The sequence below is a fragment of the Bacteroidota bacterium genome (assembly GCA_013696965.1).
Classification (GTDB): domain Bacteria; phylum Bacteroidota; class Bacteroidia; order JACCXN01; family JACCXN01; genus JACCXN01.
Window position 1 is genome coordinate 29,555 of record JACCXN010000037.1, and the last position, 24,709, is coordinate 54,263.

The following is a 24,709-nucleotide window of genomic DNA, read 5'->3' on the forward strand; positions in this document are numbered from 1 at the left end:
CTTTGCGCTTTAATTTTTAGCCATTTTAAATTATTTAGGGAATGAATTATTTTTTACCCAATATACCCAAAAGGGATCTAAAACCAAGGGAAAACGGCCTTACCATGATGATGGATAAAGGACTAAGCTTACGCCAGACCGAAGATTTTCTTGAAATGAACAGTAAGCTTACAGATATTGTAAAATTAGGTTTTGGCACCTCTTACATGTCAGAAAATCTAAAAGAAAAAATTAAACTTTATCAGAATGCAGGTATAAAAGTTTATTTAGGCGGAACATTGTTCGAAGCATTTATAATCAGGGGAATGTTTGAGGACTACCGTAAACTTGTTGATAAATTCAAACTTGATACAGTGGAAGTTTCCGATGGATCAATTATTCTGGAGCATGGAAAAAAATGTGAATATATTTCTCAATTGGCTAAAGATTACACCGTAGTATCAGAAGTTGGATCAAAAGAAGCTGGGATATTGGTTAGCCCTGGAAAATGGGTTAAAATGATGAACACAGAACTACAGGCGGGATCCTGGAAAGTAATTGCCGAGGCAAGAGAAAGTGGAAACGTTGGTATCTATCGTCCAAATGGACATGCACATACCTTACTGGTCAATAAAATTCTTTCTAAAGTTCCATGTTCTAAAATAATTTGGGAAACACCACAAAAATCCCAGCAAGCATGGTTCATTAAGCTTATTGGAGCCAACGTAAATCTTGGAAATATAGGTTATGATGATGTAATACCCTTAGAAACCTTGCGTTTAGGCCTAAGAGGAGATACATTTTTTAATTTCCTTACGGAAAAAAAGGTTGAGAATCCACTAAACAATTAATATTCCACATGCAAGAATTAACTGTACAAGAATTAAAATCACTTATTGATACCAAAAAAGATTTTCAACTCATTGATATTAGGGAAACTTATGAAGTTGAAACTTCAACAATGGGAGGATTGCATATTCCAATGGGTGAAATAATTGAAAATCTTGATAAAATTGCCAGGGATAAACCCGTAATTATTCACTGTAAAGCCGGAGGACGCTCAGCTAATATGGTTAATCTTCTTTCTTCTCAATTTGGATTCAATAATCTTTATAACCTTAAAGGCGGAATTCTTTCCTGGTCAGATGAAATAGATCCTTCAGTTCCAAAATATTAATAAAACTCTTATTTTGCACAATCAAACAAGAAAATATATTGACTACCTTTTAATTGGAATAAAAGGAATAGCAATGGGAGCTGCTGATGTTGTTCCAGGAGTATCTGGAGGAACAATTGCTTTCATTTCAGGAATCTATGAAGAATTGCTGAATTCTATTAAATCATTAAACTTAAAAGCTGTTAAAATACTTTTTAAATCAGGCATTAAAGATTTTTGGAAAGCAATTAATGGAAATTTTCTGGCTGCACTTATTATCGGAATTGCTATTAGTATTTTATCTCTTGCCAGAGCTATATTATTCCTTCTTGAGAATTTTCCTATACATCTTTGGTCATTTTTCTTTGGTTTAATTTTAGCCTCTGCTTTTATTGTTGCCTCAGACATAAAAAAATGGACTCCAGGTGTTTTAGCTTCTGTTTTTATCGGAACCGCTATTGCATACACAATTACAATAATCAGTCCCGCTGAAACAACTACCGCACATTGGTTTGTTTTTTTATCTGGCGCAATTGCAATTTGTGCAATGATTCTTCCTGGGATTTCTGGCAGTTTTATTTTGCTTTTGATGGGCAAATATGAATTTATTCTTTCCGCTCTTAAAGATTTGAATATTACTGTAATCCTGGTTTTTATTGCTGGTTGTATTTCCGGCTTACTTGGTTTTTCTCACCTTTTATCCTGGACCTTTAGCAAATACCGTAATATTACTATTGGTCTTCTTGCAGGATTTATGATGGGATCACTTAATAAAGTATGGCCTTGGAAAGAAACTTTACAATGGCGCATAAACAGTAAAGGAATTGAAGTCCCTTTTTTACAGGAAAATGTTCTACCAGGAGATTTTGAAAAAATTTACAATGAACCCTCTTATCTTGCTGCTGCTTTGCTTTTATTTATATTCGGTTTTCTGATCATATATCTTTTGGAAAAATTTATTGAAAAAAAATTGCCGGCAAAATTAATTAGAAAAGAATCTTTCGTTGCTTAATAAATAATTTCTCCAACCAGAAATATGCTTTATTATTAGGAATTAGTAATTCCACATTTTTCAATTTTGCTCTAAAAACCATGAACCATTACGGCCTTATAGGTTATCCTCTTTCACATTCATACTCAAAAAAATATTTTCAGGAAAAATTCATTACGGAAAAAATAGCTGCCCATTATGAATTATTTGAACTTAAAACTCTGGATGAATTTCCTGCCCTGATTAAAAACAATACGCTTGAAGGCTTAAACGTAACCATACCTTATAAACAATCAATTATTCCATTTTTAGATGTCCTGGATCAAACTGCACAGGAAACCGGAGCAGTAAACTGCATCAAAATCATTCATCAGGAAAATAAAAACCTGCTTAAGGGTTACAATACCGATGTTTATGGATTTAAGCAATCCATAAAACCTTTTCTTGAATCAAAACATGAAAGGGCACTAATACTGGGAACCGGAGGTGCTTCAAAGGCTGTGGCATTTGTATTAAAGCAAATTGGTATTGATTGTTTGTTTGTTTCAAGAACATCTGGAAAACCCAATTCAATTGCTTACCAGGATATAAATGAATATGTAATTAAAGCACACCTTTTAATTGTAAATACAAGCCCACTGGGAATGTTTCCACATCCGGAATATTTTCCTGATCTTCCTTATTCTGACCTAACTTCCGAACATTTTCTTTATGATCTTATTTACAATCCGGAGGAAACTGTTTTTTTAAAAAAAGGGAAGGAAAAAGGTGCGCTTACAATGAATGGAATTTCTATGCTGCATTTACAAGCAGAAAAATCCTGGGAAATTTTTAAGTAAGTATGCTCAAATTAAATGCGTTAAATTCAATTAATTAAGCAAGGCTTTTTAATAATTGCAAATTAAAACCAGCTTGTCAAACACTAATATTTTTATTTGGAATTAAAACAAATCATCCAGATTAATATTACCCAAGTAACTTCTTAAAGTTGCATTTGAATTTACCACTTCTATCCATTCAATATAATCCAAACCAAAGCGCTTCCATACCTCCACATAAAAATCTTTCATGCCATATAAATGTACCTCAAAGCCCTGATAATAACGTGTTGCTATAAAATCACCATTGTTTTTCACAAACTCGTATTTTTTATCAAGGGGTAGCTTTTTAAATTCTCCCGGTAATATCATATCGAAATTTAATAAAAAAACTCCTTAATTAATAGAGGAAAATTTCAACAAATATAAAAGAGATATTAATTGATTTTCAATAACTCGCGTGCATTTTCAAGGGCTATGGCAGAGGGTTTTTCCCCACTTAACATTTTTGCGATTTCTGTAATTCGTTCTTCCTTGTTTAAAAGCCTGATGTTCGAATTGGTTTTGTTTCCCTGTATATATTTATAAACTTCGTAGTGATTAATTCCTTTGCAAGCTATTTGGGGTAAATGGGTTATTGTTATTACCTGCATACTTGAAGCTGTTTCTTCCAAAACATTCCCTAGCTTTCCTGCAATCTCACCTGAAACTCCTGTGTCTATTTCATCAAAAATAATGGCAGGAAGTGTCTTTATCCTTGCCAAGATGCTTTTTACGGCAAGCATTAGCCTTGACATTTCTCCTCCTGATGCAACTTTACTCAATTCATTAAAACTACCTCCTTTATTAGCTGAAAACAAATAAGTAACCTTGTCTTTCCCGGTAGCTGTAAACTCTGAAAGCGAGGAAATCTCAATTTTAAGCCTTGCCTGTACCATTCCAAGGCGTGCTAATATATTTTCCGTTTCCTGCTGCAATTTCCCAGTAACAGCAATCCTTCTCTGCCCTATTAATTTTGCTTTAATTTCCATAGCTGAACTTAGTTCAACTATTTTTTGATTTAATTTCTCAATTGAAGTATCTAAAGAATCAATAACCAAAAGCTCTTTTTCAAGCTCTTTCATCAGTTCTATAAGCTCAGTATCCATTTTCAACTGATGCTTCTGCATTAATCCATTAAGAAAGTTCAGGCGGTTGTTTAATTCATTTATCCTTTGGGGATCATATACTATCTTTTCTTCCTGATTCTCTATTTCAATATTAATATCAGAAAGCTCAATAATAGTACTTTCAATCCTTTTGAATAATTCCTCAGAATCAGGATTAATTTTGGTTGCTATGGAAAGCTGATGTTTTGCTGATTTTAGCAAAGAAATAGAGTTTATTTCTGCTTCCGAAAGACTGTTTTTTGCAGAAATTAATGCTGATTTAATTTCCTCTGCATTTTCTAGAATATTTAACTCCTGTTCTATTCTATCTATCTCCCCAACCTGAAGGTTACCCTTCTCTAATTCCTCGTACTGAAATAAAATATAATCCCTTCTCGCCTTAATGCTTTTCTCTTTGTCTTGAAGTTCTTGAAATTGGTTTTGAACTTCTTTTAAATTAAGGTAATCAACATGGTAATCCTTTATTAAATCATTGTTCTTGGCATAAGCATCAATTAGTTCCAGCTGGAATTTACCCTCGGTCAATAATAGGTTTTGATGTTGTGAATGAATATCTATTAACCTGTATCCTAAATCTTTAAGAAGATTAAGGTTAACAGGGGTATCGTTTATAAAAGCCCTGGAAGAACCATTAAGTTTAATTTCTCTCCTTAATATAGTTTGGTCGGCATAATCAAGATCGTTCTCCTTAAAAAAGCCTTTTAATTTATAGGCTCCTATTTCAAAAGTACCCTCAATCATACATTTTTCAAAAGCATCTTTAATTACTTGCGATTCTGCTCTTTGGCCAAGTATAAGTCCGATTGCTCCAAGAAGTATTGATTTTCCCGCTCCCGTTTCACCTGTTATTATAGATAAACCCTTGTCGAATTCAATTTCAAGGTTATCAATGAGCGCATAGTTTTTAATGGATAAGTGCCTTAGCATGGTTGAGAGATTTTACAAGCAAAGCTAAGTAAAAATCAGTTTTAAACTTTAGCAGGAATTAGAAATTTAACAACAATCGGAATGATAATGAAAAATTATCAATTTGCTGTAAGTATCTTTTGATATTTTGTGAGATTTCCAGGATCAATCTCTGATAATATTTGCACAGCCTTTTGCTTTTCAGCAGGCATGGCCTTTGTAAAAATGCTAACCATTTCATCGGACTTAGCATTGAAAAACATTTGCATATTATAAGAAGTAGGCTTTATTTTATGAACTGTTTTTAGTCCTTCAAGAGCATTAATTACCTCAAGTCGGGCTTCATCCATATTCTCAGACATTTTATCAAGTGCTTTGCGATGAATGATATAATTGGCAGAGCGAATAGGCTCAAAAGTTAAATTAATCATATTTTCAACATACCAATAGCGATTCTTTATACTCAGATGCGCTTTCCATCCAGCCTCCTCATTTCCACCCGTTCCCTGAGCATTAGCTACAATTGTCTGTGATTTTTGAAAATGAGGAGTACCTCCCTGAAGTGCAAAAGAATCATAATCCAATCCAATAATTATATAGGCATAAAATGCTAAAACTGAAGTAAGATTGGAATTAAATGCATTCAAGGAAAATTCAAGAGGCTGGTACTCCAGGTATTTAAAGGTGAAATCATTATCATTGTAATTAAGCATTACAGAGTTGTATGAAGTATTAAAAATAGGTCTGCGGGATTGAATAGACATCGTTGCCTTGAACTGATCATTGGAAATCCGCTCGGTTACATTTATCATTATACTGCATTCAATCCTTTCATCCATGGTAAATGCATCCCCTGTCCATTTTGTATTGTTCATGAATTCAAAAATGGCAGTTTCAAGTGTTTGAAAAACCCTGGTTTCTGTACCTTGCACCTGTTGGGAAAGTACTTGAACGGTACAATTTAGCTCCTGAGAAGAAACTGCAGTGGCAATTAGGAATAAGAATACAAAAATTAATTTACGCATTTTTGATAATTGATACTATTTCATGTAAAATATCCCTGGCAACTTCTTGCTTACTTTTCAACCCGAATTCTTTAAAATTATTGTCTTTATGAATAATTGTTACTTTATTCGTGTCCTGCTTAAAACCGGCACCATTATCATTTAAAGAGTTTAAAACAACCATATCCAATTTTTTATTCACCAGCTTTTTCATTGCATTTTCCCTTTCATTGTTTGTTTCAAGGGCAAAACCAACAAGGATTTGATTGCTTTTCTTAACTTTTCCTAACTCCGCTAATATATCTTTTGTTGGTTCAAGTTCCAACTCCAACCCTAATTCAGTCTTTTTAATTTTTTTATCTGAAATAAACTTTGGCCTGTAATCAGCAACGGCTGCTGATAAAATGGCAATGTCAGCGTCAATGAATTGAGCAGTGGATTTTTCAAACATTTCTTGGGCACTTACAACATCAATTCTTTTTACTCCAGCTATATTTCCAAGTGCAACCGGTCCACTTACCAAAGTCACTTCCGCCCCTTGTTTTTGCGCCTCAAGGGCAAGAGCAAATCCCATTTTCCCAGAGGAGTGATTTCCAATAAACCGAACAGGGTCTATGGCTTCATAGGTAGGACCAGCTGTAATTAATATCTTTTTGTTAAGTAATGGCAAATCCTGCTGTAAACGTTTATGTATGAATCGTACAATTTCTGTAGGTTCTTCCATTCTTCCCTCCCCTACAAGTCCACTTGCCAGTTCTCCTGTTCCAGGATGAATTATAATGTTGCCAAAAGCAGTTAGTTTTTTAATGTTTTCCTTGGTGGATTCGTGGGCATACATATCAAGGTCCATTGCAGGAGCAAAATACACAGTACATTTTGCTGAAAGGTAGGTTGCAATCAACATATTATTACAAACACCATTTGCCATGCAAGCAAGGGTATTGGCCGATGCTGGTGCTATAAGCATAATGTCTGCCCAGGCTCCAAGCTCTACATGATTGTTCCAGGTTCCTTGATCACCGAAGAATTCAGTTATAACAGGATTTTTAGATAATGTTGAAAGGGTTAATGGGGTAATGAATTCCTTAGCTGCTGAACTCATAATTACTCTAACATTTGCTCCTTCCTTAACCAGTTCTCTTACAAGAAAAGCAGATTTATAAGCAGCGATACTGCCTGTTACACCTAAAAGAATATTTCTTCCCTTCAATACCATAATTAAAAATCAGAAAAGTCTAATGAGAACCATTTTCAGAAAATGCTTATTCATTAGACTTTTTAAAATATAAAAAAGAAAATTTTTACTCCTCACCTTCCTGCATTTCTTTTGCAGGATTTCTGTAATAAATTTTATCCTCCAAAAACTCTTGTAAAGCTATTGAAGTTGGTTTTGGCAAACGCTCATAAAATTTTGAAATTTCAATCTGCTCCCTGTTTTCAAAAATTTCTTCAAGATTATCAGTAGAAGAAGCGAATTCAGCAAGTTTAGCAGTTAACTCCTCCTTTAATTCTGAACTAATTTGATTTGCTCTTTTAGAAATCAATGCAAGCGATTCGTATAGATTGCCAGTTGGTGCATCCAATTCTGGAAAATCTCTGGTTACGGTTGACTGCTCTGCGTTTGTTTTTTTAAAATTCATACTGTTTAAGAATTAGGATTGTTTATTAATTGCCTTTGTTGTAAATTCATGAATTGTTTTGGCCTCTTTTGTAAAAGCACCTTGAGGATAATGATCTATAAAATTATTGTATAACTCAATGGTAGTCTGTAAACGTAAGCCCTTTTTTGCCTCAATACTGTTAATGGCATAAATATAACTTGACTTAAGGCTTATAAACTCTAGCTCTTCATTGAATTTACTGCTGGGAAACTCCTTTATGCTGTTTTCAACACACACAATTGCTGATTTGTAATTCTCTGTGCGGTAATATTGTTTACAAATATTAAAGGCCTTTATTTCTAATTTATCCCGAAGTTCTTCAATATATTTTGCCGCTTCGGTAGCTTTTTCTGAGCCAGGGTACTTATTGATGAAATATTGTAATTCTGTAATTGCTTTATACGTATTAGTCTGATCCAAAGAGGGGTCTGAGGAATTCATATAATAAGTTAAAGCATTCATATACAATGCCTCTAAGGCATATTTACTTGTTGGATATGTTTTTACAAAATTCTTGAAATGATAACCTGCCAATTCATAATCATCCAAATAATAATTGCAATAGGCATAATAAAAATAAATTTTTTCTGCCTTTTCTGTTCCTCTATACAACGAAACTAATTCTTCCAATAAAGGATAAGCCTTGAAATAGCTTCCTTCCTCATAATATTTTATGGCTGCCTCATATTTTTGTTCATAATTGGTGCTTTTTAGCAGCTTATTATAATCACTACATGAAGAAACCAAAGCAATAACAAACAAAAAAACAATTAAACTGGATGATTTTTTAAGCATAGACTGCAAATATAATATAAATTTCAATTGGGTTATAGGTATATATAAGGATTTTCTAATCGCATTTTATTTTGACTGACATAACGCAATTCTAAAAACATAAATTGCAATTACTTGCCTTTGATTTAATAATAAACTAATTTTGTGCATTATTAATATAAAAAATAATTTTTTTTAAAGCAAATATGAAAGACATTTTTGAGAAACTCAAAGAAAACAGAGGGCCTTTGGGCAAGTACTCCAAAGAGGCTCACGGATATTTTACTTTTCCAAAATTGGAAGGAGAGATATCAAACAGAATGATTTTCAGAGGAAAAGAAAGACTTGTTTGGAGTTTGAACAATTATCTTGGCTTAGCAAATCATCCTGAAGTGAGAAAAGCTGATGCTGATGCCACGGCTCAATACGGACTTGCATATCCAATGGGAGCGCGCATGATGTCCGGGAACTCCAATTACCATGAGCAATTAGAAAATGAACTTTCCGCTTTTATGGGAAAAGAAGATACCATCCTTCTGAATTACGGCTACCAGGGAATGGTTTCTGCCATTGATTCTCTTGTGGACAGGAATGATGTGGTTGTTTATGATTCTGAGTCTCATGCTTGTATAATTGATGGTTTAAGACTTCATATGGGTAAACGTTTTGTATACCCTCACAATAATATTGAGAACCTTGAAAAGCAATTGGAAAGAGCCACTAAATTGGCTGATAAAACAGGCGGTGGAATTCTTGTAATAACAGAAGGTGTTTTTGGCATGTCTGGTGCGCAGGGTAAACTAAAGGAGATTGTTGAACTAAAAAAGAAATTTTCTTTTAGGCTTTTTGTTGATGATGCACACGGTTTAGGAACAATGGGAAAGACTGGTGCAGGAACAGGTGAGGCTCAAGGAGTTCAGGATGGAATTGATGTTTATTTTGGAACCTTTGCAAAGTCTTTCGGCCTAATCGGTGGTTTTATCTCAAGTGATGAACAGGTTATTGATTATTTAAGGTACAACATGCGATCTCAGATTTTCGCCAAAACCCTTCCTATGCCATTGGTTATTGGTGCATTGAAACGCCTTGAATTAATAAGAAACCAGCCTGAATTAAAGGATAAACTTTGGGAAATCACCACTGCGCTTCAATCAGGTTTAAAAAATGCAGGTTTTGACATTGGAAAAACAAATTCACCCGTAACTCCTGTTTGCCTTAACGGGACTATTCCCGAGGCCACAAACATGATTATTGACCTTAGGGAAAATCATGATATTTTCTGCTCACTTGTTATGTACCCGGTAATTCCTAAAGGACAAATAATTTTACGTTTAATTCCAACGGCTGTTCATACTTTGGAAGATGTTAGATACACTATAGAAACCTTTAAGAAAATTTATGAAAAACTTATAGCTGGCCATTATCAGGCACAATCTATTACTTCTTCATTGGCCTCTTAGTTTGTTTGTTTTTAAAAAGAGCTGCCTTTTAATTTAAGGTAGCTCTTTTTTATTAAATACAATTAGAAAACCCAATAACCAATAAAAAGAATCAAATTTAAGATTTGGTTATTAGGGTAAAGAAAATCAAATACAAATCAACCATTTCCCTGGCAAGATGGGCAAAAATAAGTTCCCCTACCTGCTACTTTTATTTTCTTAATGTTTCCAGCACAATTTGGGCATTTTCCCTTTGTTCTTCGATTGGGAATTAAAAAACTATCCGGAAATTTTTTGGGATCTGCATTATCTTTAATGGCGGTTTTTAACACCATTTGCATATTTTTATACAAGTCACCTAAGGTTTTATTATTTAATGCATCAATATTTGTGGTTGGATGAATTTTACTCTGAAACAGGATTTCATCAGCATAAACATTGCCTATTCCTGTAATTAGATGCTGATTCATTAAAGTGGGTTTAATCCGGCTCTTTTTTTTACCCAGAATTTCTTTGAATTGCTTTTCACTTACATCTAAAGCATCAACACCCAATTCTTTCCTTTTTTGATACGATTCAGGATTATCCGCCAGGTCTATTTTTCCTAGTAATCTTGGATCATTTAAAGATAAATGATAACCATTTTTAAAATGAATAAGCATGCGCGCATACTTTGGCGTTTTTTTATCTTTGAAATATTCCAATTCTCCTGTCATTCCAAAGTGAAGAACAAGCCACTTGTGCATTTCATCATCTGTTTCTAACAACAAGAATTTTCCTATCCGCTTTGAATTAATAAATTGATGTTCCTTAAGCGTTTTTTTTATGGCCTTCTCTGAAAATGCAATCATTCTCTTGTCAATGAATTCAACATCCTTTATTTGTTGATTCATTATTGTAGAATCTGCATATTTTTTGAATTGCTCTACATCTGGTAATTCGGGCATGGTTTTTTATTTTGATTAAACAAAATCCATTCCATGTAAATTGCAGAATTAAAAGCGCTTTGTTTTATTTAGCTCGTTTTGAAGTTCACGCCCTAGTTTTTGCTCTTTTTCCAATGCTCTTTTCCGGTAACCATCAAATTCCTCACGGATTTCAGCAAGTAAATTTTTACTTTCCAGGGTTAATAAATTGCTCCTTCTGAACCTGAAAATGAAAACAATTAACAAAATAATTAAAACCGCCAATAGGGTCCACAATGTATTAATGTATTTGTTTTTATCTATTTGCAGGCCTAAAAGTTCAATACTATTCTTTTCGTTTTCAATTGAAGTTAAATCATCACTTAAATTTTTTAATTGTGTATTTAATACTTCAATTTCATTTACCTGAACCAACAACCTGTTTTGAGCTCCAAGAATTTCATTTCTCAACAAATTCAAAGAATCAGAAACGTTGGAACTGTATTTTTCCAACCATGCCATTTTAATCACTTTAAAATCCATGTACCGGTTTGAATTATTAATCATGTAATTAAACTGGCTACTAAGTGTGCCGCTTTCAAGAGATTCCTTTGCATTATTCTGCCCAAAAACTGATGGGCAAACAAAAAGTACGGCAAGAAGGAGTATATAATTATTAATTTTTTTCATAGGTTTAATTGGCTTCTTAACTAGGTTCATTCAATGTTTTTATATAACTCGGATATGCTTGTTAAATTTTAACCATTGTAAAAAAAAATAACACAGAATAGCTGATTTTATTGGCATATAAAAGTAAAATGCAATAAATTACAAAAAAAACGACATTTTTTTTTGTCAATAAGCATATAAAATTACATTAAAATGTAAAAGGGAAAAAATTTCTCATTCAGGGGTATTTGGTCCGCTTATTATTCCAAGCTATGACAATATCCCGGCAATTATTATTGGCACAATAATGATGAAAAACTTCAGGTATTGTTTCTCATTTAATCTTCAATATTATGACAATAGCTGATATAAAAAAATTAATTAAAGACCAGTTTATTTGGGATGGTAGAATAATTGCCTCTGATATTAATGTAAATGTTAAAGATGGCACAGTTGAATTAACAGGTGAAGTACCTACTTATTCCAGTAAAATTGCCGCAGAGGAAGATGCGCTCTCTATTATAGGGGTATTAAGAGTAGAAAACAATTTAAAAGTAAAATATCCTGAACCCGATTTCATTTCTGATGAAGATATAAAATCAGCAATAATCGATAAAATTAGCCTTGATCACAGAATTGAATCAAAATACATTTCAGTTTCAGTAGAAAAAGGAGTGGTTTCTTTCACTGGATCTGTTGATGCATATTGGAAAAAAGACGTGATTCTTGAATATGCCTATCGAAACATTGGAGTGGTTGGTGTAGTTGAGGAAATTGAGGTTATTCCACACAGTGATATTTCAGATGAAAAAATTGCTGAGGACATAAAAAGTGCATTTGAAAGAAATGGATTTATTGGCTCTAATCAAATATTTGTTGAAGTATATAATAGTGAGGTTACAATTGAAGGAACTGTTACTTATTACACCTCTAGAATTAAGGCGCGAGAAATAGCTTACTATACAACAGGTGTCCGAAATGTAAAAGATAAAATATCCATTCGGGAAAAATTACCTGTTTCCTAAATTCAAGGACTAAAAAAAGCCAAATCTATTATAAATATTTTTCTTGCTATGGAAGCAACTGATGTTAACGCGATAGAAAAAAGAATTAAAGACCATCTTTATTGGCACGATAGGGTTAATGCATCCGATATCACAGTAGAAGTAATGGACGATATAGTGCGCCTTTCAGGAGAAGTTCCTACTTATTACAATAAAATTGCTGCAGAAGAAGACGCACTTCAGTTACTGGAGTGAAAAAAATAAAAAATGACCTCCTGATAAAATATGACGAATCCATTCGAATTCCTAATGATACAGAAATAAAAGCCTTATTGAAAAAAACATTAGATTATGATCATAGAATAAATGCAAATGAAATAGATATAAAAGTAGTTAATGGAACAATTTGGTTACAGGGTACTGTAAATGCATTCTGGAAAAAAGATATAATAGAAAAACATGCTTTACGAATACCAGGGGTTGAAGATGTAATTGATAACTTAACCGTAAAACTAAGCAGGGGATATTCAGATGATGATATCAAGGATGAAATTATAAATGCCTTTAAAAGAAATGCCGTGATTAGTGAAGATCAAATAAATGTAATTGTAGATAAGGGAAAGGTTACGCTTTCAGGAACTGTAACAGATTATGTTATTAAATCCACAGCTAAAGATTTGGCTATTTATACTCCTGGAATTACAAAGGTGATTGACAATATAATTGTGAGACATACTTAAAAACATTATGTGAAAACAAATAAATAAGGAATAGAGAATAAGATTTTTGATCCTGAATTCCCATATTAACTGATATGTCAATACAAAATATAAAAATTAGCCAAACAGGAATCATGCAAAAAACCTAAATATAACATGGCGTCCCGATAAAGCGGGATGAAAAATACAAATAAAATGCTTTAGAATTCATGAGTTGATTAGAGGAATAGTTAAAAAAAGAATAATTATATACATGTGAAATAACCATGCACAAACACGAATGAATATAACATGGAATCCAGATAAATGTGCATTGAATTAAATAATCAAATCCTTTAACATTCTTGAGTTCCTTAAAGGAAAAATTAAAAACGAATAAATTATATACATATGAATTAGCCATGCACCAAACCGTCCACAAACGCTAATGAATATAACATGGCTATCCCGATAAATCGGGATGACTATTAAAAAACAAATTATACACATATGAAAAAAATAGCTCTTATGTTTATTTCCACTGCCTTCTCTTTGTTAATAATGAATTGCAAGGCACAAGAAAATGGGAAACAAACATTTTACAAGATCATAGAAGAAGACAAATCTAGTATTGATGCATTGAGTCTCTATCCTGAAGAAACCCGAAATGCAATACTTGAGGCCTCTCTTTATCCTGAGATAATTTTAAAATTAGAAAACATTCAATCACAAACACGTGAAAAATTTATTACTTTGATTGAAAACCTACCAGAAGAAGAACAATTGAAAATTTATGATATAACCCGCTATGAAAATCTTGTGAAATCTTTGGGAGATGGCGGTAGAAAATCAGAAAGTGAGATTGTAGACATACTAAAAAATTATCCAAAGGAAATTCATGATGAAGCTCTTGAAATGGGAAGAAAAAACCACCGGATAATAAAAAACATCAATGAATTGTACAATACTGCCCATGAATCTTATCAAAATGTGCTTAGAAATTATCCCACTCAAACACAACAAGCATACAACCACCTGATCCAATTTCCAGAGGTTATTGAAATAATGTCAAATAATATGAAAATGACTGTTGCTGTAGGTGATTTATACAAACGGGAACCAGATTGGGTGAAAACAAAACTGGATTCATTAAATATAGAGGCGGCAAGAAAAAATGCAGAGGAAACTGCTGAATGGCAAAAAAAGCTGGAGGAAAATCCTGAATTACTTGAAGAATACACAAACGCAGCAGAAGAATATGCAGAAGATAATGGATTCGATCAAAATGAATACAGGCAGGAACGAACCCAAGTGAATGAAGTAATTTATCATCACTATTATTCGTACCCTTTCTGGTTTGGATATCCACATTGGTTTCCATATTCATACTGGTATAGATGGCCAATCTGGTATGACTGGGGATTTTTTTATGGTCATGGTGGAGCAATTGTTTTAACCGGACTTCCCTCTTATTATTTTACCTATTGGTTCTTTGAAAAACCAAGCAATCATTATTACCGCCCAAGAGTATCCAGTACCTTTATTACTCATTTTAAAAACAATCCTCGTTCTTCAACAGGAATTTCAGATGGTGTAGCAACTTGGCTTAAAGACAACCGGGAAGTAATACCAGCAAATTTACTTGCTGATGATGGTAATCATGTTGAAAGAATGCGTGAATTTGGATTGTTTGAAAGTGAGTATGTTGAAAACGCAGCAAGACGACCCGGCCTTTCAAGAGAAGAGTTTTTAGCCAATAATCCAAAAAGATACCCGAATTTGGATCCTCCAGGATTAAGAGTACCTAATAATATTGCAAGAGAATTACCCGAATTGGAAGCAAGAAGGCCTTCACCCATAGAACGTGGTGTTCAAAGAACTGAACCAAGAGAAAAAATGGATGACATATACAGACCAAGAGAACCGGAAAGAAGACCTAGAACTGAGCCAGAGAGAGAAATATTTCCAGAAAGAGTTCCTCAAAGAGAAAGGCCCATGGAACCAAGACCCAAAATAGATAGAAGTCCAACTCCTAGAGTTGCTCCATCGCCTTCTCCCAGACAATCACCAGAAATGAACCCCTCTCCTCAACCAACACCACGTCCTGCTCCAACACCTCGGTCCGCGCCAACTCCTCGAGCAGATCCCTCACCAAGACCATCCCCTGCACCTGGTTCTGGAGCGCAAATAAGAACACCTGCCCGTAATATATCTATTTCTTCAGAATTGCCCTCAAACATGCAAAGTATCGACAGGGCAATTGAATTTCATTTTAAAAACTGGAAAAGAAAATGAACAGTTAAACAGGGTCCCATAAATTAATTGTGTTTTTAGAATTCAAATGTTCTTATTTGAATACATCGCCTTTAGTATTGAAATAGTATGAATTAAAATACACATTAAAAAAAGATGGAAGGATAGTTCAATCACTTAATAATTTAAAAAAGCTTAATCCTTATTTCAGCATTAAAATTTCCGTTTTTTCTATTTTGATTTTGTGAAATCATTATTTTACTCCCTATATTTGTTGTTAACCTTAAATATAGGAGTATGAAAAAATGTATTTTCATGGCTGTTTTGCCTTTAATTATTTTAATATCAAGCTGTAGTAAGGATCAAAAAGTGGTAAGGCAACTAGAGGGTGAATGGAAAACAACAAGCATGACTTCGGATGGAACTGCTATGGATAAATCAAGTTATGAATCATTTACTTATGTATTCACTAAATGCAAGGTTAGTAAAGGAGATTGTGATGGCTCTATTAAATATAAGGTTCCTGTTATCGGTGAATTCTCATTGCCTTTTAAATATGCTATTGCTGAAAGTGGAAAAAAAATAGTTATAAATATAATTATTGAAAATGAAATTATCAAAGCAATGATTGGTGCTGAAAATCAAACTATTAATGCAGAAATAATAGAACATTCCAAAACAAAGTTTATTTATTCCTATGAGCAAACCGAAATGGATGAGAATGGAATTCCAGTTACCCATAAATACATTGCAACATTAGAAAGAATTTAATTTTTTTTGATCAATAATTTACATTTATTAAGTTCATTTAAATCCTTAATTGATAAAACAATTAAGGATTTTTTATTCTTTTCTAATTGTTTATCCTTTCTCGGATTTAATTCTTGCTTAATTTATGATTTACACCTTAATTGCTATGTTAAATATATTTAAAATAAACACATTTGAACCTAATTATATCTTAAATTCGCTCCAGAAAATATAAACGAATAAACATGAAAAAATCAATTTTTTTGTATTTAATGGGATTTCTTCTTTCCCAGGTTACCAGGGCACAAAAAACTTCTTATGGATTGAAAGCTGGTTTAAATTTAATACCTATTGAAACCCCATCCGTTGATTATGGGAAGGTATTAAAACCGGGACTAAATGCAGGAATTTATTTTAATTACAAATTTAATAAACACCTTAGCCTGCAACCAGAGTTATATTATACATACAAAACAAGCAGTTACTCAAGAACTGACACTACTTCTTTGCTTAAAATTGTTCAAATGTTAGATGTTGTTAACACTGATGATTTGGCAGGTTTTCTTGGTTATTTTGATTTGAATGTTTACCAGAGAACTGAGGCAAGAGTAAACATGAATTATATAGAATTGCCACTAATATTAACCTATTCTGCTTTTAATTTTTTAGATCTTAGCTTAGGGGTTTATGGCTCCTACCTTGTTTCAGCAAAAAGTTTTATAACCTACAAAGAAGATATACCATTACTAGATGCAACTCATTTAATAGATTCATTTCCACAAGCCGGTTTTGTAATTCAAAGCCTATATCCTGCATATAAGGAAGCACAAACCTCCGAAATGCCATCTAAAAACAGGTTCAGTTCATTTGATTTAGGTTTTACAGGTAATATTTCTTTCAAAATGGAAAATGACCTTTGCATTAGTTTTAGGTACACAAGAGGGATGTGGAATTACAATGAAGAAACATTTTCAAGCAAAAATGCACATTCTGCCTATCAAATTATACTTTCCTATCCCTTAAGTAATTTTTATGTCCGGGTTAAGCCTAAAATAAACAAACCTAGTTTTGGTTAAATTTCAGATAGTTTAATCCTTTAATAAGTATATTTAATTCGTTAATTTTGTCTCAATAAATTTCTCACACATTACTTAAAATACCTATGACAAAAGTTCATAATTTCAGTGCAGGCCCAGGGATTTTACCTGCTGAAGTACTTAAGGAAGCTTCAGAATCAGTTTTAAATTTCAATAATCTTAATCTTTCTCTGCTTGAAATATCCCATCGAAGTAAAGATTTTATCCAGGTAATGGATGAGGCAATTGCTCTTACTAAAGAACTATTAGATCTTTCTGATGAGTATTCTGTTTTGTTTTTAGGTGGTGGGGCTTCTTTGCAGTTTGCCATGGTTCCTTATAATTTGTTAACCAATGATGGTTATGCAGCTTATGTGAATACAGGGGTATGGGCAACAAAAGCCATTAATGAGTCACAAATAATAGGAAATACTGCAGTTATTGCAACTTCTGAGGATAAAAAATTCAGTTACATCCCAACTGGATATAAAATTCCATCTGATGCGGATTACCTTCACGTTACCTCCAACAATACTATTTACGGAACACAAATGCAAGATTTTCCAGATAGCCCAGTGCCACTTGTGTGTGATATGTCTTCTGATATTTTTAGCAGAAAAATTGATGGAAATAAGTTTGGATTAATTTATGCCGGTGCACAAAAAAACATGGGGCCTGCGGGAGCAACTATGGTGGCTGTAAAAAATGAACTTTTAGGAAAAACTAATATGGAAATGCTTTCTATGCTGGATTACAGAGTTCATATCAAAAGCGAATCTATGTATAATACTCCTCCGGTTTTCCCAGTTTATGTTTCAATGCTTACTCTTAGATGGCTGAAAAAAAACGGTGGTCTGCAATGGATTGAAAAAGTAAATACGGAAAAAGCAGCCACATTATATGCCGAAATCGACAGAAACTCCATGTTTGTTGGCACGGTTGAAAAGAACAGCCGTTCTAAAATGAATGTTACTTTTATTCTAAAAAATGCTGGATTTGAACCAGAATTTGATAAATTGGCAAAAGAGGCGAATTTAAGTGGTCTGAAAGGACATCGTGATGTGGGTGGATACCGCGCATCTTTATACAATGCATTACCTCTTGAGAGTGTAAAAGTACTTGTTGATGTAATGAAGACTTTTGAAGCAAAGTTTGCCTAAACCCAACCAAAAAAAACCATAAAATGATAAAAATACTTGCCAATGATGGCATTGACGATAAAGGAAAGTTTTTACTTGAACAGGCAGGATTTAAAGTTGAAACACAAAATGTACCCCAGGATAAATTGATTGATTTTCTTAACACAGAAAAATTTTCTGCACTAACTGTGCGAAGTGCTACTAAAGTTAGAAAGGATTTAATTGACGCCTGCCCGGGATTAAAACTTATAGCCAGAGGTGGTGTTGGCATGGATAATATTGATGTTGAATATGCTTTAAAAAAAGGTATTTCTGTGGTTAATACTCCTGCCGCTTCCAGTTATTCAGTTGCTGAACTTGTTATGGCCCATTTGTTTTCAATGGTTCGCTTTCTATATGATTCTAACAGGGAAATGCCTGTAAATGGTGCTGCTAATTTCCAGGTTTTAAAGAAAAAATATGCACTTGGTTCTGAATTAAGAGGAAAAACCCTGGGAATAATCGGATTTGGAAGAATAGGACAAGCTGTGGCAAAATATGCAATAGGCATTGGAATGAGTATTAAAGCTTATGATCCATTTTGCAAATCTGCAGAGGTTATACTTGAATTTTATAATGGTTCAACCCATTCAATAAAGGTTCAAACTGTTTCTATAGAAGAGGTTTTAAATCTTTCTGATTTTATTACTTTACACGTTCCGGGAGGAGAAATTATAGGTAAAAAAGAATTCTCAATTATGAAACAAGGCGTTGCAATTGTTAATACCGCTCGAGGTGGGGTAATAAATGAAAAAGATCTTGTTGAGGCATTAAATGCGGGTTTTGTATCTCATGCTGCTTTAGATGTATTTGAAAATGAACCTGCCCCTAATGAAGAACTTCTTAAACATCCTAAAATATCACTTACTCCCCACATTGGCGCTGCTACCAATGAGGCTCAAGAGAGAATAGGGGTTGAACTTGCGGAAAAAATCATTGAAATTTTAAAAAATTAATGGCTGTTATAAAACCTTTTAAAGGAATCAGGCCATCACCTGACAAAGTTCATCTTGTTGCTTCAAGGCCTATAGATACTTATAAACCCGAAGAGCTGGAAGCCAAGCTAAAAGAAAACCCTTACACTTTTTTACGTATTATTAAACCCGATTTTGGTAAAAAGACAAGGAGTAAACCTGGTTCAATTGAATTATTAAATAAAATAAAATCCAATTTCATATCTTTTATCAAAGAGGGAATTTTCATTCAGGATAACCAGGAATGCCTTTACATATACAGCCAGGAGAAAAATGGACGTTCACATACTGGCATTATCGGTTGTGCCAGCATTGATGATTATTTCAACGGAGTAATCAAAATTCATGAACAAACAATAACTCACAAAGAGGAAACGCTCAAAAAATATCTTGAAATATGTGATTTTAATGCAGAACCTGTTTGTCTAACTTATCCTGCCGATAATCAGATAAATGAAATTATAAATGAAATCATAAATAATCAGCCGGTTTATGATTTTAGCACAACCAACAAAAACAGGCATAAACTATGGCTTGTTAACAATCCCCACAAAATTCAGGCAATTGTTGACTTATTTAAAAGGATGCCTGCAATTTACATAGCTGATGGTCACCATCGCTCTGCTTCCTCTGCCCTGCTTGGAAGAGCAAAAAGGCAATATTATAAAGATTATTCGGGACAGGAGCCTTTTAATTTTTTCATGTCTATTTATTTTGCTGAAGATCAGGTTCAAATATTAGATTTCAATCGTGTAGTGATTGATTTGAATGGTTTATCTCAAATTGATTTTTTACAAAAGGTCTCTCTTAATTTTAAAATCGAAGAAATAGGAACCCAGATTTATAAACCAAATAAATTACATAATTTCAGCATGTATTTGGGAGGAAAATGGTACAGCTTAATTTCTCCCGAAGGCACTTTCAATAAAGCAGATTCAACTGCTATACTTGATGCTTCTATTTTATCGGAAAATATTTTGGGCCCTGTATTAGGGATTAATGATTTGAGGACAGATAAACGCATTGGATTTATTAGTGGTGCATTGGGTCTTGAAGAATTAAAAAACCAGGTAGACAGTGGAAAAATGAAAGTGGGATTCGCACTATTTCCAGTAACCATGGATCAAATAAAAGCAGTTGCCAATGAAGGAAAATCCATGCCTCCAAAATCAACATGGGTAGAACCTAAGTTAAGAAATGGTTTAACTATTTACAGTTTATCCTGATTTATGAGTATTGAAGCCAATATTGGGCAAATTAAAAAAAAATTGCCTAAGCAGGTAAAACTGATTGCTGTTTCAAAAACAATACCCATAGAAGGAATTATTGAAGCCTACAATAGTGGACATAAAATATTCGGGGAAAATAAAGTGCAGGAACTGGTTGATAAAATGGAAAAATTGCCAAAGGACATCGAATGGCACCTAATCGGGCATCTTCAAACAAATAAAGTGAAACATATCGCCTCTTTTGTGAGCCTTATACATGGTGTTGATTCAATTAAATTATTAAAAGAAATAAATAAACAAGCAGTTAAATATAACCGCACAATCCCTGTTCTTTTGCAAATCCATATTGCTAGTGAGGAAACAAAATTCGGTTTGAATTTTAAAGAAGCTGAACAAATAATTCATTCCGAAAGTTTAAAAAGTTTAAAAAACATCGTTTTAAGAGGCTTTATGGGCATGGCTACATTTACAAAAGATAAAACCGTAATCAGAAATGAATTCCGTTCGCTTTCGGTTTTTTTTAATAAATTAAAATCAACAATCAACAATCCCGATTTCTCCGAACTTTCCATGGGTATGAGTGGAGATTATGAAATAGCCATTGAAGAAGGAAGTACAATGGTTAGAGTAGGTAGTGCCATATTTGGTAACAGATAAAAACACTAAAAAGAAAGTAATTTAGTTTATTTAAGATATCGTTTATTAAGTATTTATAAAATGGAAACGCTAAATAAAAAAACACAAATACATGTAAAAGCACTTGAGTCTGCAAATAACGCAGATGTGCTAAAATCCATACAAGCGCTTCGCTTAAACGGAACTGAAGAGGCAATTCCCTTTCTTGTTCAAACCCTGGTTAACAATCCTGATGAGGACATAAAGAATGAAATTACTCATTTGTTGTTTGACTTAAAAAACATAAAAGCCCTTCCTGCTCTGGTAATGGAAATCATTAATCCTGCAAATCTGGAATTTCAACACATTCTTATTTCGGCTTGTTGGGAATCAGGAATGGATTGTTCAAAATATTTGAACTTTTTTGTTGAATTGGCCATTAATTCCAATTATTGTGTTGCCTTTGAATGTCTTACAGTAATTGAAAATATGGTAGGTCCTTTTAATGTTCCAAAAATGGATGAACTTATTGAAAAAACAAAAAATGCAGCAGATGAGGATCCATCCAGGTTTGATTTGTTAAATAGCCTTTGGGAAGTTCTTGTTGATATTAAAGCTTCCGGTGAACCGGAATAATTTCTCATGCTTTGATGCATTACCCTTCTCTTTTATATACCATTTGCTAAAATATTTCATTAAGTTTGCCACTGCCAATAATTAAATGAAAAACCAATGAATCTGGAATTTAATAAAAATGAAGATGTAAACAAATTGATGGTTTCAGAAATGAAACAAAAACTATCAGTTGTTAAACTAGGAGGAGGAAAAACAAAAATTGAAAAACAGCACAAAGATGGAAAATTAACGGCCAGGGAAAGGATAGATTATCTTATTGACAAGGGTAGTAGAACCATTGAAATCGGAGCTTTTGCTGGTGAAGGAATGTATGAGGAGCACGGAGGCTGTCCTTCAGGGGGGGTTGTTGTGGTAATTGGTTATGTAAAGGGTAAACAATGCATTATTGTAGCTAATGATGCCACAGTTAAGGCAGGCGCTTGGTTTCCAATTACTGCGAAAAAAAACCTCAGGGCACAGGAAATTGCCATGGAAAATAAACTTCCAATTATATATTTAGTTGATAGTGCTGGAGTATTTCTTCCTTTGCAAGATGAAATATTTCCGGACAAAGAACATTTCGGTAGAATTTTCAGGAACAATGCTGTAATGTCTTCCATGGGAATTATTCAAATTTCTGCAGTTATGGGCAGCTGCGTTGCAGGTGGTGCTTATTTGCCAATTATGTCCGATGAAGCTCTTATTGTAAACAAAACCGGAACAATTTTTCTTGCTGGTTCCTATCTTGTTAAAGCTGCAATTGGAGAGAGTATCGACAATGAAACTTTAGGAGGAGCAACAACACATTGTGAAATTTCAGGAGTTACTGATTACAAGTGTGAAAATGACCAGGAATGTCTTGATTCTATACGAAATATTTTTGATAAAATAGGTGAATTTGATAAGGCTGGATTCAATCGGATAGAGCCACAACCACCAAAAGAAAATGAGCAGGAAATTTATGGAATTCTTCCTGATTCACGTGAAAAACCCTATGAAATAAAGGAAATTTTAAAGCGCTTACTTGACGATTCATTGTTTGAAGAATATAAAGAGGATTACGGTAAATCCATTGTTTGCGGACTTGGAAGAATAGAAGGTTGGGCTGTTGGCATTGTAGCCAACCAGCGCAAACTAATTAAAAGCAAGAAGGGTGAAATGCAATTTGGCGGTGTAATTTATTCTGACTCAGCAGATAAAGCAGCAAGATTCATAATGAATTGCAACCAAAAAAAGATTCCACTGGTATTTATACAGGATGTTACCGGGTTTATGGTAGGGTCACGATCAGAACATGGAGGAATTATTAAGGATGGGGCTAAATTAGTTAATGCAATGGCAAATTCAGTGGTTCCAAAATTTACCATTGTAATTGGAAATTCATATGGTGCCGGAAATTATGCCATGTGCGGAAAAGCATATGATCCTCGTTTAATTGTTGGATGGCCAAGTGCAAAAATTGCAGTAATGGGTGGAGCCCAGGCTGCTAAAGTTTTATTACAGATCCAGGTAAGTTCCTTAAAAGCTGCAGGAAAAGAAATTACAAAGGAAGATGAAGAAGAACTATTCAACAAAATAAAGGATGGTTATGACAGACAAACAAAAGTTTATTATGCTGCTTCACGTTTATGGATTGACGCCATAATTGATCCGCTTGAAACCAGAAAAGTAATTTCAATGGGCATAGAAGTTGCCAACAATGCACCAATTGAAAAGAAATTTAATGTAGGTATTATTCAAACCTGATTTATTTTTCAAAATACAAAATGAATTTAAAATAATATTATACATTTGTTTGTGCTTTTTATTTTTAATACTCAACTCATTATGATTAGAAAAATTTACATTTTTATTCCTGTATTATCTGCTATTTCTTTCTCTTTGGTTCTTTCTTCCTGCCAAACAGAAGTACCTAAGGAAAATGTTCAACTTGAGACTGAAACAGTTCAGGGCGATTTAGGTGACCAAAATGTTACTTATATCCTTCCTTCTCCTTTGCAAATTGCATCAATATTCAAGCGTTCTGGTTTAGAATATATTTCAGGTTTAACGAATCCTGTTTCAAATTCAAAGAACTATGCCGGAATTTTTAGCAAATCATTGGCAATGGGTGTTTACTCTGCCGATTTAGCCTATGGAATTATTAATAATCAAACACAGGATGCCCTTAATAATCTAAAAACAATAAAAGATATTTCTTCTGATTTAGGTCTTTCAAGTATTTTCGAAACAGAAACACTTTTGACAAGATTTGAAAGTAATATGGGAAATGAAGATTCACTTGCCTATATTATTTCTGATTTGCAAATGGATATGGATGCTTATCTTGAAGAAAATGAAAAAGAACACTTAGCGGTGCTTATATTCACAGGAGCATGGATAGAAAGTATGTATATTGGTTCCAAAGCTGTAAGCAAAGCAAACAATCAAAAGCTTTCCAACAGGCTTGGAGAACAATTTATTATTCTTGATAACCTGATAAAAGCACTAAAAGTAAAGCAAAATGCAAATGAAAGCATTCCAAAATTAATAACAGCTTTAGAGGATATAAAAACTAATTTTGATTCATTTACCAAAGAAACGGAAGAAACATCCGAAGCTATTATAATGAAAGAAGAAGAACTTAAATTGCTTTCTTCCAAAGTACAAGATTTAAGATCAAAAATTATTGCTGGAAATTTATAACAAGTTTTATTACTCTTTAGGATATAGCCATGCTCAATCCCGGAACAAACAGGAATGAATGAAACATGGATATACAATTTGGCAATTAAAATACAATTTTTTACATATGAAATAGCCATGCACGAACCGTTCACAAACGCTAATGAATATAACATGGCTAT

General features: G+C 33.4%; 26 protein-coding genes. 18 read left to right on the plus strand and 8 right to left on the minus strand.

The annotated features are described in order from the left end of the window. Positions 1–41: 41 nt before the first annotated feature. The 4 genes from H0V01_06015 to H0V01_06030 all read left to right on the plus strand — a co-directional run bounded on the left by H0V01_06015 (position 42) and on the right by H0V01_06030 (position 2,965). Positions 42–830, plus strand: a complete 789-nt coding sequence (locus H0V01_06015) for a phosphosulfolactate synthase (GenBank protein MBA2582927.1) — start codon at positions 42–44, stop codon at positions 828–830. A gap of 8 nt (positions 831–838) precedes the next feature. Further along, a complete protein-coding gene (locus tag H0V01_06020) occupies positions 839–1,156 on the plus strand; it encodes a rhodanese-like domain-containing protein (GenBank protein MBA2582928.1) in 318 nt (105 codons plus the stop codon). A gap of 73 nt (positions 1,157–1,229) precedes the next feature. Continuing rightward, complete coding sequence (locus tag H0V01_06025) at positions 1,230–2,147, plus strand: DUF368 domain-containing protein (GenBank protein ID MBA2582929.1); 918 nt, start codon at positions 1,230–1,232, stop codon at positions 2,145–2,147. A gap of 80 nt (positions 2,148–2,227) precedes the next feature. After that, positions 2,228–2,965, plus strand: coding sequence for a shikimate dehydrogenase (locus H0V01_06030; GenBank protein MBA2582930.1), 738 nt, complete (start codon positions 2,228–2,230; stop codon positions 2,963–2,965). Between the two features lie 102 nt (positions 2,966–3,067). On the opposite strand, the gene H0V01_06035 is transcribed toward H0V01_06030, so the two are convergent. From H0V01_06035 to bamD, 6 genes are all read right to left on the minus strand, one after another. Next, a complete protein-coding gene (locus H0V01_06035) occupies positions 3,068–3,316 on the minus strand; it encodes a hypothetical protein (GenBank protein MBA2582931.1) in 249 nt (82 codons plus the stop codon). A gap of 65 nt (positions 3,317–3,381) precedes the next feature. Beyond that, on the minus strand, positions 3,382–5,040 hold the full coding sequence (recN, locus tag H0V01_06040; protein MBA2582932.1) for a DNA repair protein RecN: 1,659 nt from the start codon (positions 5,038–5,040) through the stop codon (positions 3,382–3,384). Positions 5,041–5,138: 98 nt separating this feature from the next. After that, the gene (locus H0V01_06045) at positions 5,139–6,044 is read right to left on the minus strand and encodes a DUF4835 family protein (protein ID MBA2582933.1); all 906 of its coding nucleotides are present in this window, start codon (positions 6,042–6,044) and stop codon (positions 5,139–5,141) included. Beyond that, positions 6,037–7,242, minus strand: coding sequence for a bifunctional phosphopantothenoylcysteine decarboxylase/phosphopantothenate--cysteine ligase CoaBC (gene coaBC / locus H0V01_06050; GenBank protein ID MBA2582934.1), 1,206 nt, complete (start codon positions 7,240–7,242; stop codon positions 6,037–6,039). Before coaBC ends, H0V01_06045 begins: the two co-directional genes overlap by 8 nt. Before the next feature lie 82 nt (positions 7,243–7,324). Next, complete coding sequence (locus H0V01_06055) at positions 7,325–7,663, minus strand: DNA-directed RNA polymerase subunit omega (protein ID MBA2582935.1); 339 nt, start codon at positions 7,661–7,663, stop codon at positions 7,325–7,327. Between the two features lie 12 nt (positions 7,664–7,675). Then, a complete protein-coding gene (gene bamD / locus H0V01_06060; GenBank protein ID MBA2582936.1) occupies positions 7,676–8,479 on the minus strand; it encodes an outer membrane protein assembly factor BamD in 804 nt (267 codons plus the stop codon). A 185-nt stretch (positions 8,480–8,664) separates the two neighbouring features. On the opposite strand from bamD, the gene H0V01_06065 reads away from it, so the two are divergent. Beyond that, on the plus strand, positions 8,665–9,918 hold the full coding sequence (locus H0V01_06065; protein ID MBA2582937.1) for an aminotransferase class I/II-fold pyridoxal phosphate-dependent enzyme: 1,254 nt from the start codon (positions 8,665–8,667) through the stop codon (positions 9,916–9,918). A 137-nt stretch (positions 9,919–10,055) separates the two neighbouring features. On the opposite strand, the gene H0V01_06070 is transcribed toward H0V01_06065, so the two are convergent. Both H0V01_06070 and H0V01_06075 read right to left on the minus strand, forming a co-directional pair. Further along, the gene (locus H0V01_06070; protein ID MBA2582938.1) at positions 10,056–10,844 is read right to left on the minus strand and encodes a hypothetical protein; all 789 of its coding nucleotides are present in this window, start codon (positions 10,842–10,844) and stop codon (positions 10,056–10,058) included. A 48-nt stretch (positions 10,845–10,892) separates the two neighbouring features. Further along, complete coding sequence (locus H0V01_06075; GenBank protein ID MBA2582939.1) at positions 10,893–11,492, minus strand: tRNA (guanine-N1)-methyltransferase; 600 nt, start codon at positions 11,490–11,492, stop codon at positions 10,893–10,895. A 332-nt stretch (positions 11,493–11,824) separates the two neighbouring features. Between H0V01_06075 and H0V01_06080 the strand changes: the two genes are divergently transcribed. The 13 genes from H0V01_06080 (at position 11,825) to H0V01_06140 (ending at position 24,548) form a co-directional block, all read left to right on the plus strand. Further along, on the plus strand, positions 11,825–12,496 hold the full coding sequence (locus H0V01_06080) for a BON domain-containing protein (GenBank protein MBA2582940.1): 672 nt from the start codon (positions 11,825–11,827) through the stop codon (positions 12,494–12,496). A gap of 48 nt (positions 12,497–12,544) precedes the next feature. After that, complete coding sequence (locus tag H0V01_06085) at positions 12,545–12,730, plus strand: BON domain-containing protein (protein ID MBA2582941.1); 186 nt, start codon at positions 12,545–12,547, stop codon at positions 12,728–12,730. 77 nt (positions 12,731–12,807) lie between these two features. Continuing rightward, a complete protein-coding gene (locus H0V01_06090; protein MBA2582942.1) occupies positions 12,808–13,215 on the plus strand; it encodes a BON domain-containing protein in 408 nt (135 codons plus the stop codon). Positions 13,216–13,683: 468 nt separating this feature from the next. Next, on the plus strand, positions 13,684–15,468 hold the full coding sequence (locus H0V01_06095; protein ID MBA2582943.1) for a DUF3300 domain-containing protein: 1,785 nt from the start codon (positions 13,684–13,686) through the stop codon (positions 15,466–15,468). Between the two features lie 255 nt (positions 15,469–15,723). Next, complete coding sequence (locus tag H0V01_06100; protein ID MBA2582944.1) at positions 15,724–16,197, plus strand: hypothetical protein; 474 nt, start codon at positions 15,724–15,726, stop codon at positions 16,195–16,197. Between the two features lie 224 nt (positions 16,198–16,421). Continuing rightward, positions 16,422–17,252 carry an outer membrane beta-barrel protein gene (locus H0V01_06105; protein MBA2582945.1) on the plus strand — a complete coding sequence of 277 codons (831 nt, stop codon included), beginning with the start codon at positions 16,422–16,424 and terminating at the stop codon, positions 17,250–17,252. Positions 17,253–17,338: 86 nt separating this feature from the next. Further along, positions 17,339–18,412: a 3-phosphoserine/phosphohydroxythreonine transaminase gene (gene serC, locus H0V01_06110; GenBank protein MBA2582946.1), complete on the plus strand. Its 1,074-nt coding sequence runs from the start codon at positions 17,339–17,341 to the stop codon at positions 18,410–18,412. Positions 18,413–18,438: 26 nt separating this feature from the next. After that, complete coding sequence (locus H0V01_06115; protein ID MBA2582947.1) at positions 18,439–19,386, plus strand: D-2-hydroxyacid dehydrogenase; 948 nt, start codon at positions 18,439–18,441, stop codon at positions 19,384–19,386. Next, a complete protein-coding gene (locus H0V01_06120; GenBank protein MBA2582948.1) occupies positions 19,386–20,630 on the plus strand; it encodes a DUF1015 domain-containing protein in 1,245 nt (414 codons plus the stop codon). The genes H0V01_06115 and H0V01_06120 overlap by 1 nt, the downstream gene beginning before the upstream one ends. A gap of 3 nt (positions 20,631–20,633) precedes the next feature. Beyond that, positions 20,634–21,290: a YggS family pyridoxal phosphate-dependent enzyme gene (locus H0V01_06125; protein MBA2582949.1), complete on the plus strand. Its 657-nt coding sequence runs from the start codon at positions 20,634–20,636 to the stop codon at positions 21,288–21,290. A 60-nt stretch (positions 21,291–21,350) separates the two neighbouring features. Beyond that, positions 21,351–21,884, plus strand: coding sequence for a HEAT repeat domain-containing protein (locus H0V01_06130; protein ID MBA2582950.1), 534 nt, complete (start codon positions 21,351–21,353; stop codon positions 21,882–21,884). Between the two features lie 96 nt (positions 21,885–21,980). Next, on the plus strand, positions 21,981–23,609 hold the full coding sequence (locus H0V01_06135) for an acyl-CoA carboxylase subunit beta (GenBank protein ID MBA2582951.1): 1,629 nt from the start codon (positions 21,981–21,983) through the stop codon (positions 23,607–23,609). 81 nt (positions 23,610–23,690) lie between these two features. Further along, positions 23,691–24,548 (plus strand): hypothetical protein, encoded by an 858-nt coding sequence (locus H0V01_06140; GenBank protein ID MBA2582952.1) that lies wholly within the window; start codon positions 23,691–23,693, stop codon positions 24,546–24,548. Positions 24,549–24,709: the final 161 nt, after the last annotated feature.

What these genes read in the sequence shown, in the direction of transcription:
- H0V01_06015 (MBA2582927.1), top strand. Translation starts at nt 42, where the DNA reads ATGAATTATTTTTTACCCAATATACCCAAAAGGGATCTAAAACCAAGG.
- H0V01_06020 (MBA2582928.1), top strand. Translation starts at nt 839, where the DNA reads ATGCAAGAATTAACTGTACAAGAATTAAAATCACTTATTGATACCAAA.
- H0V01_06025 (MBA2582929.1), top strand. Translation starts at nt 1,230, where the DNA reads ATGGGAGCTGCTGATGTTGTTCCAGGAGTATCTGGAGGAACAATTGCT.
- H0V01_06030 (MBA2582930.1), top strand. Translation starts at nt 2,228, where the DNA reads ATGAACCATTACGGCCTTATAGGTTATCCTCTTTCACATTCATACTCA.
- H0V01_06035 (MBA2582931.1), bottom strand. Translation starts at nt 3,316, where the DNA reads ATGATATTACCGGGAGAATTTAAAAAGCTACCCCTTGATAAAAAATAC.
- recN (MBA2582932.1), bottom strand. Translation starts at nt 5,040, where the DNA reads ATGCTAAGGCACTTATCCATTAAAAACTATGCGCTCATTGATAACCTT.
- H0V01_06045 (MBA2582933.1), bottom strand. Translation starts at nt 6,044, where the DNA reads ATGCGTAAATTAATTTTTGTATTCTTATTCCTAATTGCCACTGCAGTT.
- H0V01_06055 (MBA2582935.1), bottom strand. Translation starts at nt 7,663, where the DNA reads ATGAATTTTAAAAAAACAAACGCAGAGCAGTCAACCGTAACCAGAGAT.
- bamD (MBA2582936.1), bottom strand. Translation starts at nt 8,479, where the DNA reads ATGCTTAAAAAATCATCCAGTTTAATTGTTTTTTTGTTTGTTATTGCT.
- H0V01_06065 (MBA2582937.1), top strand. Translation starts at nt 8,665, where the DNA reads ATGAAAGACATTTTTGAGAAACTCAAAGAAAACAGAGGGCCTTTGGGC.
- H0V01_06070 (MBA2582938.1), bottom strand. Translation starts at nt 10,844, where the DNA reads ATGCCCGAATTACCAGATGTAGAGCAATTCAAAAAATATGCAGATTCT.
- H0V01_06075 (MBA2582939.1), bottom strand. Translation starts at nt 11,492, where the DNA reads ATGAAAAAAATTAATAATTATATACTCCTTCTTGCCGTACTTTTTGTT.
- H0V01_06080 (MBA2582940.1), top strand. Translation starts at nt 11,825, where the DNA reads ATGACAATAGCTGATATAAAAAAATTAATTAAAGACCAGTTTATTTGG.
- H0V01_06085 (MBA2582941.1), top strand. Translation starts at nt 12,545, where the DNA reads ATGGAAGCAACTGATGTTAACGCGATAGAAAAAAGAATTAAAGACCAT.
- H0V01_06095 (MBA2582943.1), top strand. Translation starts at nt 13,684, where the DNA reads ATGAAAAAAATAGCTCTTATGTTTATTTCCACTGCCTTCTCTTTGTTA.
- H0V01_06100 (MBA2582944.1), top strand. Translation starts at nt 15,724, where the DNA reads ATGAAAAAATGTATTTTCATGGCTGTTTTGCCTTTAATTATTTTAATA.
- H0V01_06105 (MBA2582945.1), top strand. Translation starts at nt 16,422, where the DNA reads ATGAAAAAATCAATTTTTTTGTATTTAATGGGATTTCTTCTTTCCCAG.
- serC (MBA2582946.1), top strand. Translation starts at nt 17,339, where the DNA reads ATGACAAAAGTTCATAATTTCAGTGCAGGCCCAGGGATTTTACCTGCT.
- H0V01_06120 (MBA2582948.1), top strand. Translation starts at nt 19,386, where the DNA reads ATGGCTGTTATAAAACCTTTTAAAGGAATCAGGCCATCACCTGACAAA.
- H0V01_06125 (MBA2582949.1), top strand. Translation starts at nt 20,634, where the DNA reads ATGAGTATTGAAGCCAATATTGGGCAAATTAAAAAAAAATTGCCTAAG.
- H0V01_06130 (MBA2582950.1), top strand. Translation starts at nt 21,351, where the DNA reads ATGGAAACGCTAAATAAAAAAACACAAATACATGTAAAAGCACTTGAG.
- H0V01_06135 (MBA2582951.1), top strand. Translation starts at nt 21,981, where the DNA reads ATGAATCTGGAATTTAATAAAAATGAAGATGTAAACAAATTGATGGTT.
- H0V01_06140 (MBA2582952.1), top strand. Translation starts at nt 23,691, where the DNA reads ATGATTAGAAAAATTTACATTTTTATTCCTGTATTATCTGCTATTTCT.